General features: G+C 67.6%; 11 protein-coding genes. 1 reads left to right on the forward strand and 10 read right to left on the reverse strand.

What is annotated here, in order from left to right; translation table 11 throughout:
- From ACTIE5_RS11180 to ACTIE5_RS11190, 3 genes are all read right to left on the reverse strand, one after another.
- Positions 1–1,248 (reverse strand): CsgG/HfaB family protein (locus ACTIE5_RS11180; RefSeq protein ID WP_439549776.1); only part of this gene is annotated, 1,248 nt, incomplete at its 3' end.
- Positions 1,249–1,397: 149 nt separating this feature from the next.
- On the reverse strand, positions 1,398–1,856 hold the full coding sequence (locus ACTIE5_RS11185; protein ID WP_439549777.1) for a hypothetical protein: 459 nt from the start codon (positions 1,854–1,856) through the stop codon (positions 1,398–1,400).
- Entirely contained in the window at positions 1,853–2,809 is a 957-nt protein-coding gene (locus tag ACTIE5_RS11190; protein ID WP_439549778.1) for an OmpA family protein, read from the reverse strand. The genes ACTIE5_RS11185 and ACTIE5_RS11190 overlap by 4 nt, the downstream gene beginning before the upstream one ends.
- Positions 2,810–3,075: 266 nt before the next feature.
- Between ACTIE5_RS11190 and ACTIE5_RS11195 the strand changes: the two genes are divergently transcribed.
- Positions 3,076–3,900, forward strand: coding sequence for a glycosyltransferase family A protein (locus ACTIE5_RS11195; RefSeq protein ID WP_439549779.1), 825 nt, complete (start codon positions 3,076–3,078; stop codon positions 3,898–3,900).
- An 86-nt stretch (positions 3,901–3,986) separates the two neighbouring features.
- On the opposite strand, the gene ACTIE5_RS11200 is transcribed toward ACTIE5_RS11195, so the two are convergent.
- The 7 genes from ACTIE5_RS11200 to ACTIE5_RS11230 form a co-directional block, all read right to left on the reverse strand.
- The gene (locus tag ACTIE5_RS11200; RefSeq protein ID WP_439549780.1) at positions 3,987–4,997 is read right to left on the reverse strand and encodes a tetratricopeptide repeat protein; all 1,011 of its coding nucleotides are present in this window, start codon (positions 4,995–4,997) and stop codon (positions 3,987–3,989) included.
- A gap of 81 nt (positions 4,998–5,078) precedes the next feature.
- Positions 5,079–6,857, reverse strand: a complete 1,779-nt coding sequence (locus ACTIE5_RS11205) for an ATP-grasp fold amidoligase family protein (protein WP_439549781.1) — start codon at positions 6,855–6,857, stop codon at positions 5,079–5,081.
- 65 nt (positions 6,858–6,922) lie between these two features.
- Positions 6,923–8,041 (reverse strand): rhamnan synthesis F family protein, encoded by a 1,119-nt coding sequence (locus tag ACTIE5_RS11210; RefSeq protein WP_439549782.1) that lies wholly within the window; start codon positions 8,039–8,041, stop codon positions 6,923–6,925.
- A gap of 38 nt (positions 8,042–8,079) precedes the next feature.
- Complete coding sequence (locus ACTIE5_RS11215) at positions 8,080–8,616, reverse strand: helix-turn-helix domain-containing protein (RefSeq protein ID WP_439549783.1); 537 nt, start codon at positions 8,614–8,616, stop codon at positions 8,080–8,082.
- Between the two features lie 37 nt (positions 8,617–8,653).
- A complete protein-coding gene (locus tag ACTIE5_RS11220) occupies positions 8,654–9,766 on the reverse strand; it encodes a glycosyl hydrolase family 8 (RefSeq protein WP_439549784.1) in 1,113 nt (370 codons plus the stop codon).
- Between the two features lie 99 nt (positions 9,767–9,865).
- The gene (locus ACTIE5_RS11225; RefSeq protein WP_439549785.1) at positions 9,866–11,689 is read right to left on the reverse strand and encodes an ATP-binding protein; all 1,824 of its coding nucleotides are present in this window, start codon (positions 11,687–11,689) and stop codon (positions 9,866–9,868) included.
- Positions 11,690–11,996: 307 nt separating this feature from the next.
- Complete coding sequence (locus ACTIE5_RS11230) at positions 11,997–16,937, reverse strand: beta strand repeat-containing protein (protein ID WP_439549786.1); 4,941 nt, start codon at positions 16,935–16,937, stop codon at positions 11,997–11,999.
- Positions 16,938–16,959 lie beyond the last annotated feature (22 nt).

A 16,959-nucleotide genomic window follows, 5' to 3' on the forward strand; every position in this document is an offset into this window, starting at 1 on the left:
GGGCGGTGGCGTGGCGGCCGTTGCCGTCGCGGCCGTTACCGTGGCGGGCGGTGGCGTGGCGGCCGTTGCCGTCGCGGCCGTTACCGTGGCGGGCGGTGGCGTGGCGGCCGTTGCCGCCGCGGCCGTTGCCGTGGCGGACGGTGGCGTGCCGGAAGCCGCAGGGCCGTTATGCGCTGGGCTGGCCGCCGTGCCGGCATCGTTAGCCGGGGCTGCGGCAAAGAGGCGTGCGATTGCGCTCATCAGCGACGGTCGCGCCACCTGCTCCGCAACCACCGTCCGCGCCGCCGCAGGCGGTGGCGGAATCGCGTCGGGCGGTGCGGCGCGCGACTGCTGCTGTGCCGCAGGGGGGGATTGCTGGGCGACAGGCTGCCCGGGGGCGGTCTGCTCGAACTGGAGGATGTCGGCAGGCGCAGGCGCGGCCGGGGACGCAGGCGCGGGAGCGGCCCCGGGAGTGGCGCCTGGGACGGCCGCGGGCGATGACGGGCGGCGCGGATCGCCTGCTTCCCGCGCATTGCTGCCCGGATCATAGCCCGGGACCAGCCTGTCGCAGGCCTCACTGCGTCCGAACAGCTCGGACAGGATGTCGTAGGCCCCAGTCTCAATCACCCAGCGCAGCGCCGCCTGGACCGGTTCGTTCTGCCGCTGGCCGATATTGGCCTCGAACAGCTCCGTCCGCGTGTTGCCAACCGACATATCGAGGAAGCGGAAGACGCCGACACCGACTTCCTGGCCGACAAGCTGCTTGCCGTAGGACCGCGCGAGCCGAACCTCGGTCGTCGTGGAACGCGTGACGACCAGGTCCACCGCGACCGAGACGCGGTAGCTCCGCCGGCCCGCGGTAACGCCGAATATCCCGGCTTCCTGCACGTCGCTGTAGATGTTGTAGTTGTATTCTGTAACGGCGCCACTGACGTAGAAGCTCGACCCCACGATCTCCCCCACCCGGACTGGCCGGAAGGGAAAGGTCGTGTCGCCCACTCGCGCCTCGCGCCCCTCACCGAGCCGCCGCGCCATCGCCTCACGCATCTCCCACTCCACCACGCCGATGGAGGTGCGGTTCACCAGCCGCGCGCCAGCGCGGCTCATCGCGACAAGCAGCATGAGGTCGGGACGCTGCGTCACCATGCGGCCGGCATTGTCACCCTCACCGAGCGACGCGCCCGTGCCATCCACGAGGTCCGCGATGCCGATGCGGATATCCTCCTGCCGCGCGAGCTGCGACCGCATGCAGGTCAGCGCCTCGCTCATCGGCGTGGTGTTCCGGTACGGCGCGGGCCCGTTGATGAGGGGGGCATTGTCGCGCGCCCTGACGGGCGCGCATGCCGCAAGCACCATGAGCAGAAAAATGCAGGTAGGCCGCCACATGTCCCGGTCAACCCGCCTGCCATGACCGATGTTCAACGAGCCACGACAGGGCGATTGGTCAGGGGCTGGCTGGCGGTGGTGCTGTCCGTTGTGTTGGTGGCCTGCTGCCGCGTGCCGGAGGAGGTCTGCCCGGCATTGAGCACATCGCCGACCGACACGGTGCTGCCGCTGCCCGGTACCGCCACATTGATGGTGCTGTTGTCGTAGTACTGCACGACGTTGTTCATCCCCGTGGTGGCCTGCGACCGCGTATCCAGGGACGACGCGCCGCTCGCGCCGCCGGAAATGCCGGCCTGCTGACGCGCCGTGAACTGCAGGGACAGGCTCTGCCGCGTAGCCTCGCGCGACAGCCTCGTATTCGTGTCCTGGCCGTGCACGCGGAAGGGCAGCCCACGCTGTTCGCCATACCCCTGCGCCAAGGCAGCATGCGGCTGGAAGCCCGCGCACAGCGCGAGGCACACCAACGCAGGGGCGAGACCGCGGGCGATCACCGGACCGATGCCGTGCGGTTTACGGCCCGGTCACTCGCAGCCGGCGCTTGGCCGGGCGTTCCGGCTGCCCCGCCCTCGAGGAAGACCTCGACCCGCCGGTTCACGGGCGCGGCCGGGAAGCGGGTATCGGCAGGCCGCGTCATGCCGAAGCTTTCGACGAGCACGCGGGACGCATCGATTCCCGATCGCTCGACGATGTAGTCGCGCACCGCCGCCGCCCGCCGCATGGCCAGCTCGAAGTTATAGCCCTGCCCGCCGCGCGGATCAGCGAAGCCGGCGATGCGCAGGTTGGTCCCAGGCGGCAGCCGCGGCGTCTGCCCCGCCTCCACCCGCGTGACGACGCGCAGATCGGCCAGAAATCCATCGAGGATCAGGCGCCACTCCGCCTTCAGGACGGCGCGATCCGTCTCGAACAGCACCCGCCCGACCGGAGGCGCGCCATCCAGCACAGGGATCGCGTTCACGGCAACAGGATAGAAGCCACCGCCCGGAAACAGGCGCATCGTGAACGAATCCGGACCGTCATAGCCGGGCGACGCGCGATACATCACCAGGGAGCGGTTCGACGACGTGAACAGCCGCACCTCGCCATTCGCCGGCGCCTCGACCATCAGATGCGTGTCGAAGCGACGCGCGGACGGGCTGTCAGGACCCGGCGGGGAGAGTGACGCCGCGACGCCCGAGACATGGTTGAGGAAGAATCCGCACCAAAGCCCCTCGTTGGTGGTCGTCATCGCCGTCTCGCGCCCGGTCGCGAGCTGGAAGGTCTCCGGCGCCGCCACGCGGCAAACAGAAGGTCGATCCGACGCCAGGCGCAGGGCCTCGGCCTCATCGCCAGGCTGAAGTGCGCCGCATGCCGCCAATCCAGTGGTCGCGACCAACAGCAAGGCGCGCCGCACCAGGGCGCCAGCGTTTCTGGAGGAGCGGCAATAGGCCCGCGAGTTTCGGCTCATTATCTTCGACCACCTGCGACCGTCATTCTTCTCGCCGCATTCTGACGCGCCTGAAGACCCACCTCCATGAGAGTCCTGTAGAGCATTCGTGGACCAATGCGCGCGGCGACGACGAGCATTGCCCGCCGCGTCGCAGCGCGCATATCGCTTTTCGGCCCACGAAGCGGCTCCACACGCCAGCACAAACAACGACAATACGCGGGCTATCCAGGCGAAGCGCGATTTCCTTCTATGGGCGTAGCAACTTCACGCTCTGGGATTGTTCCGTGTTCCCCACGCTCGACGCCCTGCCTGCCGAGGATTGCCTCGTCGCCGTCCTTGTTCTCGCCCCGCCGGGCACGCCCGCGTGGGAAGCCGCGCTCGGCTGCATAGCGCGGCAAACGCTGCTGCCTGCCGAGATCATCTTTGCCGTGCAGGACGTGGAAGGCTGTGGCGACCTTGTCCCTGCCAGCCTGTCCGCCTCTGTCGCCGTGCGACGTGTCGGCGTCCCGCATACCGACATCATGGGCTCGCGGCTCGCGCTGCTCTGCGACGAGGCCAGGAGTCCGCTGGTCGCCGTGTTCGACACGCATGATCGCTGGGGACCGGATTATCTCCGCGCCGCCCAGGATCGCTTCCACGAAGCGGATGCCGCCACCCTGGCGGCCATCGCCGTGCCCACCAGCGGCACAGAGGTTGCCCTGTCGTCGCGAGTCGAGGTGGAACTCGAGGATGCGCTGCAAGGCATTGGCGAGACCGCCCACGCCTTTGTCTATCGGCGGGAAGCGCTGGAACGGGTCGGCGGCTGGGACCCCAATCTCGGCCAGGCCGCCGCGTGGGATCTGCAGCTGCGCTTGCTCATCGAGTGGCGCATCGGTCTTCTGGCCGGCGACGCCGCCTGGCGCGACGGGCTGAGGGGCGGGATGCAGCCGGATGATCGCGCCGCCATCCGCAGCCGGATGCTTCGCCGCACCTTGCGCCGGTCGCCGGATCTGATCGGGTTGCTGATGCTGCGAGCCCAGGAGCCTGACACGTCCCTGCATCCGGTCGCCGACGGAAGTGGGGCTACGACGCGCGATCGTCGCGGGGTGTGGGCCGCTCGCCCCGCCTAGGCTGCACTGACAAGCGGCGCGCGGCGCCGCCTCCGCGGCACGCCACGCGCCTGGCCATCATGATGATCGGTAGGAATAACGCACCGTCATGCAGCGCCCTGCGCTCGCATGGCGGCATCCCGGTTCGCGATCGCCGCCGCGTGGGCGGGCTGCAGGCGCAGCGCGTGGTCATAGCTTGACAGCGCTTCCTCATGCCGGCCGAGCGCCTCCAGCACGTTCGCGTAGTTCACCAGGGACTGCAGGTGGCCCGGGGCCAAGCGCAAGGCGTCCTCCAGATCGATCAGCGCCGCCTGCAACTGGCCTGCGCCGTGCAGGGCTGCGCCGCGGCTCGACAGCAGATGCGGGGACGAGGGATCGATCGCGAGGGCCCTGTCGTAGCATTCGATCGCGGCCTCCACGGCGCCCATCGCCAGCAGGCAGTTGCCGCGATTGGCGTGCGCCTGCTGCATGTCGGGCGCGAGCGAGACAGCCGCATCGTATTCCGCCAGCGCATCCCCCACCCGCCCCAGCGCATGCAGCGCATTGCCGCGGTTCAGCCTGGCCCCCGCCAAGCCGGGTGCGCGCCGCAGCGCCTCATCGTAATCCGCCAACGCCGCGTCATGCTGGCCGCGATGGAGCCGCAGATCCGCCCGCGCGAGCCAGACCTCCGCCAGATCGGGCCGCAGGGCGACGGCCTGGTCGAGATCGGCGGCCATGTCCTCGATCGCCCCCGCCTGCTGCGCCAGATGCGCCCGGCGCAGCCACAGCCCGGCATCGCCAGGCGCCAGCCTGGCCGCGCGCCCCAGCGCCTGCCGTGCCGGCCTGTACTGCGCGAGCGCCGCGAAGGCCTCCGCCACCGCGCATTGCGCGGGAACGGATGCGGGGGCGAGCTGCGCGGCCTTGCGCACCACCTCCAGCGCCTTCTCGCCCAGCTGTCCACGCAGGCAAATGTGGCCCAGCAACAGCCAGGCGTCGTGCCGCCGCGGCGCATTGCCGATGATCGCCTCGCATAGCCGCGCCGCCTCGGCCAGCCGTCCCTGCTCGTAAAGCTGCTGCGCCTGCCGCAGGGCTTGCGCCACGGCATCGCTGCGCGTGCGGTGGGCTACGGAGCTTGCCATTGTATCATTCCCAATATCGTTTGTGTCATTAGGCGCGGCAGCGGCGGGCCAGGGCGGCGGGCACGGCAGTCCGGCGGCGCGTCACGGCCCGGCGCCCGCGCCGCTGGCGCAGGGCTCCAGAACCGGGCGCTGACCCTTGGCGGCCATGGTCCAGAGCCGCCCGAGCCGCTCATCCCAGGAGCGTGGCTGCCACATGGCGTTGCCGGCGTGGGAGTAGGCCGTCAGCTCACTCACGAGCAGGCCCGTACTCGTCAACATCAGGTCCACCCGAAGATGCGTGAATCCAGCGGCCAGCGTCTCCGCGATCGCGACGACGTCGCGGATCATCGCCAGATCGGGCTCGTAGCTCCCTACGCCGCCCTTCAGCCGGACCGGGATCGGCGATCCATCAGCGCCAAACCAGGAATCGCGCCGCGCGGGGGACAGCTTTCCACCCTCCAAAACGCGAATGAGCGCCACGCTGCCACCGAAGACGTAGACGTAGATCTCCGGCGGCGGTCCGCCGCCCGTCGCCTCCAGCAACGGCTCCGCCAGCAATCGCCGGGGAATGCCGCGATAGCCCCATTCGAAGGAGATATCGTAGTAGTCCACGGAAAGCCACGCCGCCGCCTGCGCCGCGAGCGCGGCCACATCCCTCGTGCTGCCGGCGCCGACCAGGGCCACCGGTCCGGAAGCGTGATTGGGCTTCAGGGCGAAGCGGGCCGGCAGCCGCGCCCAGTCGATCGCGGCGGCGTCGCTCCAGACACCCAGCAGCGGCACGGTGAAGCGATCACCGACCTTGTCGCGGATGAACTCCCGCACCGCCAGCTTGTCGCAGATCACCTTGAGGCGCGGATCCCGGTCGTGGAGGATGCGCGCGACGACATGCTCATTGAACGTCACGGGCGGATTGAGCCGCGGCGCCACCAGATGCGCCCGCCGGTAGCGCCGCACCATCTCCGCCCGCAGGAAATGCCGGCCCAGCACGGGCGCATCGCAGAGCGCCCGGCGCAGTGGCTGTGAGACAGGACGAAGGGCCCGATCCGCCTGCTGGCGCAGCGTCCTGCCGAGCCACCGGGCCACACGATCGCATTGCCACGCGACCGATTGCTGGGCTTTGGCGACCGCCGCCTCCCGGTCCTCCAGCATCCGCTGCCGGAGGAGATGCGGCATCGCCGCTGGTGGTGTTTCCGCTGCCCTCGGCCGCTTCCGCGCGCCCACGCGGACCGGCCAGTGATGGAAGGGCGACTGGCCATTGTCGATCGGCAGGATGCCGGGCCTGAGGCCGCGCCGGGCCAGAACGCCGTTGAGCGACAGCTGGTCCCGCCGGGAATACCGGTGGACATGGACCGCCCATGCCTCGGCAAGGTCGACCAGGTCCTTGCGATGGTGATGCCGCAGCAGCATGCCCGCCCACCAGGGCCGCTCCGCCAGCACGCCCGGCTCTGCCAGCAGCAGATGGTCGAACTGTTCGGCCACCTTGGCGCCATCGTCGAGGCCAAGGCGCATGACGGCGACGAACTCGTCGAGCAGCGTCTCCCGCCCGCTGTGACGAGCCAGGGTGAAGCCTGACTCGCGGTTATGCATGGCCCATAGCGCATCCGCCGGACGATCGAGGACGACGCTGTTGTCGATGTAGATCGAGCCGTCGAACTCCGGCAGGTAGCGGTGCGGGCGAATCTTGATGTCGCGCTGGCTCCGCACGGCATCCATCGCCAGCGGACGCTCCACGAGCCGGCACTCCCAGCTTGCGCTCCTGAGCGTCGGGGAATCGGTGAGGCAGATGAAGGGAAGCGATGAAGCCCTGGCCAGCGGCTGCTCGTTCAACGCTTCATAGTCACCCAGCAGCACCGTGTAGACGCAGATACGCTCTTCAGACATCACGCTTTCCGTTGAAGTTCCGGCCGTTCAGTGCCGCGGTCACGCCGCTTGCGGCCAGGGCACCGTCAGCGCACGCCCATGATGCGGAGGTGATCGACGATGAGCGCCGCGTCACCGTCCCCGACCAGGGCCCGCCATGCCGCCGACGGACCCGTCGCATCCGGCATGGCGCGCAGCAGGTCGCGCTTGAGGTAGGGGAAGCCGAGCTGCGCGACGAGCGGCCGCCAGAGATGGATGGTCGGATTGAGCGGCCAGTGCCGCCCCGTGCCCTCCTCCACGAAGCGGGATCCGAGTTCGCGCCGCGTCAGCGGATCGATGGCGCGGCACGCCGCGGCATAGTCGAAGACGGCGCCGCAGCAGATGCCGTCGGCGACCGCCCGTGCCGATAGCGCGATCTCCCCCTTCTGCACGATCCGCCATTTGCTGCGCGAATCGCGGAAGCCGAGGAGATGGCGGGCCACCGACGCGACCGTGCGTTCGCCGGCCGCCAGGAGGAGGTAGGATTGCAGATGCGGTCGCGGCGCGATGTTCTCCGTCATGCCGAACATCCCCTCACCGGCCCGCCGCCAGGCATCGACGATGGGGGTGAGCGGACGTATCGGGCCGAGCACGCTGTCATTAGCCAGCAGCAATTCACGGGGCATGCCGAAGCGGCGCGTGGCGATGGCGAAGGCATCCCGCCAGGCGCCGAAATCCCGTCCCGCATTGCCGCGCAGGATCAGCAGCGCCGCGTGTTCGGCAACCGCATCCCGGTCTGCCGCGGGTACCTTCGCATTCGAGACGAAGACGACCGTGAAGCCCTGATCCCGCCAAAGGGCCAGCTGCCGGCGCACCATCCCGGAGACACGTCCATCAGGCGACCAATGCAGGAACAGCGCGAGCGACGCGCCCGCATCCCTGGCGCGCCCCTCCTCCACGACCGGCCGCGCCGCACGCCGCGGCCAGGCGAGATCGAGGATGGCGGCGCCGGCGATCTCCGTCGCGACGGCCGCACCCCGGGCGATGAACCGCGCGGCCGATCGCGTGCCAAGGCCATGCAGCAGCCGCGGCATTACCGGACCGGCGGCGCGCAGCGGCATCACGCGATGCAACGGCGCGGCAAGGTCGATCTCCGCCGCGGCCCTGCCTCGCTCCGGCGCCAGCACAGGGCGCCACGCAGTGCGGTGCATCGAGGCAGTGGCCATCGGCATCGGCGCCTAGACCCGCACGCGGGACGACCCGGTCAATCGGCCATCGCGTAGGCGGGCTGGCTGTCACCCGCCTCGAACCGCGCCCGGCTGCAGCGCTGCTGGATGACGGCGTCGCGATGGCCTTCGTCCGGCAGTGCCTGCAACATGGTGGCCAGCGAACGCAGCGTCGCGCGGGCCTCCGTGGATACGATGGCGTTGAACAGGCCCATCATCTCCAGCCCTTCGGCGAGCTGCTGCGCCTCCTGCATCAGGTCACGGCTGGACAGCGATGCCTCCTCCTCCCGCACGCCGCGATCCAGATGCGATTCCAGTCCATGCATCAGCAGCGCCACGGATGTGCCGAGTGCCTGCGCGATCATGACCATCGACCCGACGGAGATGCGGTTGCGGCCCATCTCGTATTTCTGGATCTGCTGGAAGGTCATGCTCAAGTGCCGCGCCAGATCGTTCTGCGACATGTTCCTGAGGATGCGCAGACGCCGGATGCGCTGCCCCAACGCCACATCCAGGCTCTCGCTATAGGTCCGCCGACGCCGAGACAGCATCATCGGCTCGTTCGATCCATCCATCTGCCGGTCATCCCAAGACGTGTTGATAGCGATGCACTCATGTCGCCGATGCGCGGAGAGCGGCCGGCCCCAGGCCGGTTTCCCGGCCCACCACCTCGGCCAGCAGCGCCAGCGCGGAGTGGTAGTAGTTCAGCGGCTCTCCACCAGGTGGCGGCAGCCCGGCCGGCGACCTGCCCGCCGCGGCCAGCGTCAGCGACGCGATGGCGCGGATGCCAGGCCCGGCCGCGTAGGGCGACAGCCCGTCATTCGTCAGCGAACTCCACGCCGGCAGATAGGCGTGCGTCCTGTCGGTCCAGAAATCGGCGAAGGGATCGAGCATCACGGGCGTCCCGCGCCTCGACCACGCCAGGTACAGCGGCACGCGCACCGCGTCATAGCTGAAGCGCTCGCCACGGTTGGGCAGCATGCTCACCCGCCCGTCCTGCCGCGCCACGCGCACCCAGTCCGGCGTCAGCGCCCAGCGGCCGAAGCGCGCATCGAACAGCAGGCGCTCGCCATGATCTGCAAGACGGCTCCACGTCTCGTCTTCCAATGCGGAGGCGAGGTCATCAAGCGCGGCGAACACATAGTAGGACGGGTTCGCGACGACGAAGCGGTCATGCTCGAAGCCCCGCGCGCCCGGCAGCAGCACCAGCCGGCCGCCGACGCTGCGGAGGAGCAGCCGCCGGATATCCGCCGCCGCCGCGAAGGCGACGCCCTGCAGGCCATCGCGGGGCCACCGACGCGATGCCCGAAGCAGCGCCCAGACGAAGCAGAGATCCGCATCCGTCGCGTTGTTGGGATCATCCACGACGCCACCCGCATCGACACGCCAGCGCCACGCCAGCAGCCGGTCGGGCCGGACCGCAAGCCGCTGCCGAGTCCATGCCAGGATGCGTCCGAACGCCTCCCGGTCGTCATGATGCTCTGCCAGCAACAGGGCCCAGGCCTGGCCTTCGGAATGCGAGACCTCCGGCGCCGCGGGATCGACCACGCGCCCATCTTGCGACACGAAGCGGGATTTGAAGCCGCGCCACGTCAAAGACCCCGGCGGCGGCGTGCCCAAGCTCGCCCGCGGCCGCAGCAGCAGCGGCGCGGCGCACAGGGTCGCGGGCAGCAGGGAACGCCGTGGGACGCGTCCGTGATCGCGACGGCCTTCAGAATGGCTCATGCCTAAACCGTCGCGCAAAAGCGGCGCCGACGCATGCGGAGTCCTGTGGTTTATCGTTCAGCAGAAACAGCCGCCTGCGGCGTTTTGTGGAGCGGCGTGCTACGACGCGGCCTGGCCAGGCGCGACCTCTGGCTCGACTTGCGATGGCGCGGCTGGCAGCGTGATGGTGAAGACCGCGCCCTCCGCGTCGTTGCGCGCCTCGATGTAGCCGCCCATGTCCTTGATGAGGCCATGGCAGATGGACAGGCCGAGCCCGGTGCCCTTGTCCGGGCCCTTGGTGGTCACGAACGGCTCGAACAGCCGCGACAACACCTCCTCGGCGATCCCACCGCCGGTATCGGCGACCGACAGGCGCACCGTGTCATCCCGCCAGGCCGCCACCGCGATCCTGATCCGCCGCGTGGCCTCCGGCGGGCGCGCCGCCAGCGCGTCCCGCGCATTCAGCAGCAAGTTGGACACCACCTGTTCGATCAGCACCGCCTGGCCCTGGACGAAGAGCGGCCGGTCGAGCATCTCGATCTCCACCTCGATCCGCGCACCCCGCAGATTGCCGCGTACGAGTTCGAGCGCGGCCTCGACCGCCGTCATGACGCAGACGGGCTGGAAAGATTCCCCTCGCGCGCCGCGGGCGAAGCGGCGAAGGCCCTCGATCAGATCCGATGTCCGCTGCGTCTGCTCCACGATCCAGTCGAGCCGGTTCAGGGCTTCCGGCCCATCGCCCTGCCCGATCCTGATCTGCGCCAGCTCGGCAGCGAGCGAGATGCTCTGGAGGGGCTGGCGGATCTCATGGGCCAGGCCCGCGGCCATCTCGCCCAGCGACGCCAGCCGCGCGGCCGCCAAGGCGCGCGCCTCCGCCTGCCGCTCCCGGTCGATGTTGAGGTGGTAGCCGACAACTTCCGCGCCGCCGCAGGGCAGCACCTCCAGCAGCCTCGCCCTTGTGCGGATCCAGCTCCAGGACCCGTCCTTCCGCCTGATACGGAACTCCCACTCATGCTCGCCCCTCGCGACGGTCTGCCGGTAGTGCTCGGCGGGCGTCGCGCCCCCGTGGTCGGCGATCGCTTGCAGATCATGCATGCCCGCAAGATCGCCTACCGGCCAGCCGAGGACGGCGACGGTGTCGCCGCCCCGATAATCGCGCACGATGTGCAGCCCGTTGTCGTCCATTGTCACGCGGGACAGGAACACGATGGCCGGCAGCCCGGCGTGAAGCCGCTCAACCTCCCTGCGCCCGGCCTGCAGCGCGGCCTCGCGACGCCCGCTCTCCTCGATCGAGTCCCATTCACGAACCACCGCGAGCATGAGGAAGGGCAGCGTCGTGACATAGAGGGCGAGAAGCAGCCCCGGAGCACCGATGAGCACCGCCCCGGGCCGGTCAGGCATCCGCGGGAAGGTGATGGTGTAGAGAAAAACGGCAAGAAGGCTGAGTGCAACGATGCCGACCAGGACCGCCATGTCGAGCGCCGCCCGCACCCGGTGCCGGCGCCAGAACCAGAACAGGTCAACGACCGACCAGAGCAAAGGCCCGAAAGCCAGAGGCACAAAGACCGCCAGCCTGAGAGGCTGCAGGGCCATGACGCTGGGTATCAAGGAAGCCGCCAGCCAGATCGCCGACGGCACGCAAGCCATCCAGGCTGGCCTTGCAACGCCATTCAACCGGCCAGCCCCGAGCCAGACCAAGCTGACAGCGAGAATCTGAACCGTGTTGAGCAGGCCGAACACCATGGCTGGCGGGAACCTGCCCCACAGCAAGGGGCCGAACACCACCACAGCCTGAAGGAAACCCGCAGCCAGCCAAGCGCCCGGAACAGCCCTGGCCCGCCCCGGCAGGGCATAGTCGCTGTTGCGCAGCAAGAGCAGGCTGCCGATCAGGCCAGCAACACCTGCGGCAAACAGCATGGCCCTGGTTTCGAGAATGCTATCCACGCCATAGCCTCCCAGAACACGCGCGCCGAAGTGGAGGCGGAGAGTGGCGGCTATGTCGTAGCAACCAGCAAAAGCCCGGCAACTCGTCGTTCGCCAATCTAGTGGGGTTTTTTTGAAACCCTTCCCCACCGCCAATACGTGGCTACAGCCTGGCGCCCGGCAAGGCAATCACTGCCGGACGGCGACGATGGCTGCCGCGGTGCGAGAGCCAGCGCACAGCCCTTGGCGGCACGCGTTGGGGAGAAAAAGACACGGCACCCAACCCTTCTCGCCCTGTCGGGCACAGAATGGCGAGCGCCTTGCCGCATTACACCCAGACGATATCGGACGATGTGATGTCATAGGGCAGCCGGTAGATGGCCGGCGCCTCCGTGTCGGCAACCTTGTTGCCAAGGATATATTGATCCGGAGTGACCACCGCATCAGCGGAGTCCACATCATAGACCACCGTGCCACCAAAGCCCGTTATGATGATGTAGGTATCAACGGCAAGGTTCCCGATACCCTCGTTGCCGAAGATAACGGATGAAGCGGAGCCCGGGGCGAACCAATCATGGAAGCTGGAAGAGATGCCATCGGAGTCAAGCGCATTCCTGTTCAGCAGGATTGCGCCGTAGGTATCTTCGACGGCACCGCTGCCCAGGTACAGAGTCCGGGCGCTATTTTCAAAGATGTTCAGAAAGCCATAGTCAGTCGCGTCCGGACTGACATCGGTTCCGTTATCGACGAGGACGGCCGTCTTGCCGTTCACCAAGCTTGCACTGAGCGCGACCACACTGAAAACATCGATCTGCCCCGATGTCGCACTAGCGCCCACATTGCCTGCCAGATCGCTGTAGCTACCCGCTGTGAGCGAAATCGTGTGCCCGGTGGAGGCGGTACTGGCGGCTGGCGCATAGTCGGCAAGGCGCGTGGCGCCGCTGCCTGTCAGGTTCGAGAGCACGATATCGCCGCTACTCGTCGTTGCCTCTCCAACGCCGATCGAGACGCCGACCACGCCCTCGCTGAAATTGAATGTTGCCGTGCCCACGTTCCCGATCGTCAGGTAGGTATCGTCGATCGAGATGGTGGCGCTGGGTGCAATCGTGTCGGTGATGATGACGGCGCTGTTCACCGTGCTGAGATGTGGCGCGCTCGTCTCACTGTAGTTGCCCTGCGCATCGACCTGGCGGACGCGTATCTGCCCCGCGGCGAAGGTTGTGTTCGACGAGAGAGAGAAAGTCGCGACATTGGCGGCACCGGTCGTCCAGTTCACGCCGCCATCCTCGCTCCAGTACAGCCGACCGCCTGCTGCGAGCCCCGTGACCGTGATCTGCGGGTTGCTGGTGATACCGTCCGTGGTGCTGAAGCCGGTATCGGCCGTCAAGGCGAAGCTTACCGCCTGCGGCGCCCGGAAAGCCGGTAGCCAGAAGCTACCTTCATCAACGTCGCTGCCTGTTGTCGTCACATGCCCCAGCACCGTGATGTCGGCGGCCTGGATCGTATCATCTGTGCCGCTGTCATTGTAAAGGCCAACCCAGAAGCCATCGGTCGTCGCGGACTTGACGGAGAATGCCACGGCGCCGTCCACGAGGTTGGAGACGTTGAAAGCACCGTCGAGCGCGGCCGCGATGGCGGAGGCGAGGCCGCTGCCGTCGGGCACCGCGGAAGCGCCGACAACGAGCAATTCCGTGTTGGCGGAGAGTGCCTTCTCGTCTCCCGCCTCCCCGCTTTCAAAGAGCAAGTGCGCGGCATTGTTGTTGCGGTCCACGAAACCGTCGATGGCAATCCGGGCCGCCGAACTGAACGCGGTAACGATGTCATAACCGGTTGCATCACCTGCCGCCGCGCCATCCCCGGCCGCGAAGGCAACGCGGTCCGCATCGCTGCCACCGGCATCAATCGTATCCGCCCCCCCACCACCGGCGAGAGTATCGGCCCCGGCTTCGCCGCCGAGCCGGTCGGCCCCAGTGCCGCCCGTCAGGCGATCATCGCCATAGCCGCCATACAGCTCCGACGAGGCGTTGGAGGCGGCGATGGTGTCCGAATGCCCGCTGCCGGAAATCGAGAAACCCTCGGTCTGGTTGACGAGGGAGAAACTGACGCCCGCGGACGACCCGGCCGCGTCGATTGCCTCGATATTCGCCACCATCGTGTTCGTCGCAGCGGTCAGGCGATACGCGGTCTTGTCCGTGACCTGCAGCACGTCGAAGCCCGCGCCACCATCCACGGAGACCGGCGTCTCCACGCTGACGCGGAACACGGCCGACCGCGTGACGATGCCCGTCACCGGATCGGTCAGCGTGGCGTGGTAGCGCATCGTCGGATCGGCATAGCGGAAGATGTTGTCGCCGGAGACCGGGAGTCTGTTGCCAGCCGGGTCCTTATCCGTCTGGTCGGCAACCGAGGCATGCTGGTCGGCATCGGCCACGGTGAAGCTGCCGCCCAAGATGGTGGTTTGGCCGACGAGGCGAGCGCCGTCGTAGACCGTGACCGCCGCTCCATCATAGCGGCTCATGGGCGTAGTCGGGTTCGGATCGGAGATGGTGCCAGTAACCGACAGGACCGCTGGATTGGCCTGCGTGATCGTGCTCCCCGCCTGCGTGATCGTCTGGCCGCCCTGCACCTGGACGCTGCCAATGGTGGGGGTAGCCTTGGGCTTCGCGCCAACCACCCCGTAGTTGTGGATGTCCTGCAAGCCATCATAGGTACCGAAATCCGCGGCCGTCAGGTGACCATTCACCTCCGCCATCAGGATCGCCTCGGCATTCTCGACGAAATTGTCGTCGGAGTTGACCAGGAAGATGAAGGTCTCCTCGTCCGTGTACAGCGCCATGAAGGTGTTGATCGGGCCGGTATGCTGCGTGAACTCGATCAGCGGGATGTAGCCATCGCCCGCATCCTCGGCATCGAAGAAGTCGAAGAAGCGAATGCCGCCGTCCGGGTTCGACGCGCCATCTGTCGCCGCCGTCGAATCAGGGCGGGTAAGGCCCGTCCCGGTCAGGACATTGATCGCGAAGTCCAGGCTGGGGCCGGTATAGGCCGCGTTCTCGTGCTGGACGCCCCGCGCTATGGCGGTGCTGGCGATCAGGAAGCTCCCAGGCACGAGAAGCGCGTAGCCGAGGCCGGGCAGGACCGCGTTCAGGATGTAGCCAACCGCTATCATGGCAGCGCCGGAGATGTAGCTGGTGAGGGTAGCGTCCCCCCCCGCGTCCTTATGGGTCGCGTTGCTGTAGGCCGGCCCGCCACCATTGTCCGAGAGCCAGTAACCATAGATCTCATCATGCATGAAGTTCAGGCCGGGATCGTAGCCGTAGGCGGGCGTGTAAACACCAAAAGCGTTGCTGGCTGCCAGGCTGCCCGGCAAGGCACCGAACTGCTCCAGGATCCGCCAGTTGAGCAGGATCTTGTCCCCGGTCGCACTGTTCTGGTCAGAGAAGCCGCTGACGTAGTGCTTCATCGTCATCTGGAAGTCGTCGATACGGACCTCGTCATTCCCGCCACCGGCACCGCCGAGATTGATGAGGTTGAGGCCATCATTCCCGTAGAGCCGATCCACCCCGGGGCTGCCGTGGATCGTATCGTTCCCGGCCTGGCCGCGCGCCACGATGAGTCCGTCATTCACGACGGTGACGTCATTGTCTTCATTCACACCAGCGAAATAGACACCACCGAAGAGTGAGTCAGCGCCATCGCCATCCGTGTCACTGATCGCGACCGCAGCCTTCGCACGCAAGTCGATCACGTCGGCGCCGCCGAAATTCCCGGCCCCGACGCCATACAGGCCGCCGATCACGGCCGTACCGTTGGCCAGAACGCGCAGCGAATCGACACCGACCGTCGCCGTACCGGCATCCCAGTCCAGGATCACATCCGTGCCGGGCAGCGTGGTATTGCCGCTTGCATGAACGTTGCCGACGCCGAAGTAATCCGCGCCCACCCCGCCGGTCACCTGGTTGCCGGAGGCCGCGCTGGATGGCCTCGTGTCATAGGTTGAGGAACCGCCGAACAGATAATCCTTCGCGGCACCGCCTGTCAGGGTATCATTGCCCCCGAAGCCGTAGAGCGCGACCCGATCAGCGCCCGCGGTACCGGTGACGCCGGCCTTGGAGACCGATTCTCCCGCCGCCGTCCCCAGATAGACCCTGTTGAACTCGTTGTAGAGTTCCGTGGAGGTGTTGCGGACATAGAGCCGCAGTTTCCCGTCCAGTGCCGTCGCCTGCTCCACCACTGGCATGTCATGCGTGCCGTTCGTGGTGTGGGTCAACGACGACGTGCTGAAGACATGCTTTCCGTTGGCGTCCATGCGGTAGATGATGGACTGGCCTGCCCACAAATTGTTGGAGGTGTAGCGGATGAAGCCGAACTCGGCGAGGTTGAAGCTGTCCGTGAACGCGTCGAGGGTGCGGTCCGGCACGCCGCGATCGTCGCTCATCAGGTCGATATTGTCGAAGCCGATCCGGTCGCCGGCGTTGCGGAACATGGTGCCGGGCCGGATGATGACGGATTTCGGCGCGGCCCCATCCGCATGCCAGGATTCGGTCATCGCGATGTTCTCGACAGACCCGTAATTGTCAGGATCGGTCAGCCTGCCCGAAAGCTGGTCGCTGTTGTTGACCACGCGCATCAGCGGGTTCTGGGTCGTCAGGCTGCCAAAGCCGGTCTCGTTCGCCTTGCGGACGACGCCGGTGCCCTCCATCCGGATACGCATGCCGCTGTAGAGGCTGTAGGCGTCGATCTGCCCGCCCTCGAAGCGGATCAGCGACCAGTATTGGTCGCCGCCGATATCAGGGTGGTCCAGCAGCCGCGCCGTGTCCTCGCCGAGGCCCGCGAACAGCAGTGAATCGCGCGCGGCGCCGGTGTAGCCGATGATCTGGTTGCCGGTATCGATGTGGATCGACTGGAGGGATCCATTGGTCGTGAAGTTCAGCGGCGTGGTCAGGCGCAGATCGACATTCTGCCCGGCCAGCGCCTCGATGAACTCGGCCCCCTTCACATTGACGGTCCAGGTCCGCGATACGGTCGATCCGCCCGCCAGGCCGTTCGACAGCGTCAGCCGGTCCTGCAGCCTCGCGTCGCCGGAAGGGCTGGCGACATCGGCGCCCATGTCGAGCACGGGCGTCACATTCCGCTGCTCGTTCGGCAGGCCGACGATCGTCCAGTGTTCGCTCGCCCGCTGCGAGCCGGACACGACGCTGCTCCACGCCTTGTTCAGGAGTTCGTTGCCCGTCATGCGCCAGGAGAACAGGCTGGTGAGTGTCTGCGTCATTGGTCGGTTGTTCCCGCTCTCA

This window comes from Falsiroseomonas sp., assembly GCF_051859025.1.
Taxonomy (GTDB): domain Bacteria; phylum Pseudomonadota; class Alphaproteobacteria; order Acetobacterales; family Acetobacteraceae; genus Falsiroseomonas.

Excerpts from the sequence above, each read along its gene's own strand:
- ACTIE5_RS11190 (WP_439549778.1), bottom strand. The coding sequence starts at position 2,809 with ATGAGCCGAAACTCGCGGGCCTATTGCCGCTCCTCCAGAAACGCTGGC.
- ACTIE5_RS11200 (WP_439549780.1), bottom strand. The coding sequence starts at position 4,997 with ATGGCAAGCTCCGTAGCCCACCGCACGCGCAGCGATGCCGTGGCGCAA.
- ACTIE5_RS11205 (WP_439549781.1), bottom strand. The coding sequence starts at position 6,857 with ATGTCTGAAGAGCGTATCTGCGTCTACACGGTGCTGCTGGGTGACTAT.
- ACTIE5_RS11210 (WP_439549782.1), bottom strand. The coding sequence starts at position 8,041 with ATGGCCACTGCCTCGATGCACCGCACTGCGTGGCGCCCTGTGCTGGCG.
- ACTIE5_RS11215 (WP_439549783.1), bottom strand. The coding sequence starts at position 8,616 with ATGGATGGATCGAACGAGCCGATGATGCTGTCTCGGCGTCGGCGGACC.
- ACTIE5_RS11220 (WP_439549784.1), bottom strand. The coding sequence starts at position 9,766 with ATGAGCCATTCTGAAGGCCGTCGCGATCACGGACGCGTCCCACGGCGT.
- ACTIE5_RS11230 (WP_439549786.1), bottom strand. The coding sequence starts at position 16,937 with ATGACGCAGACACTCACCAGCCTGTTCTCCTGGCGCATGACGGGCAAC.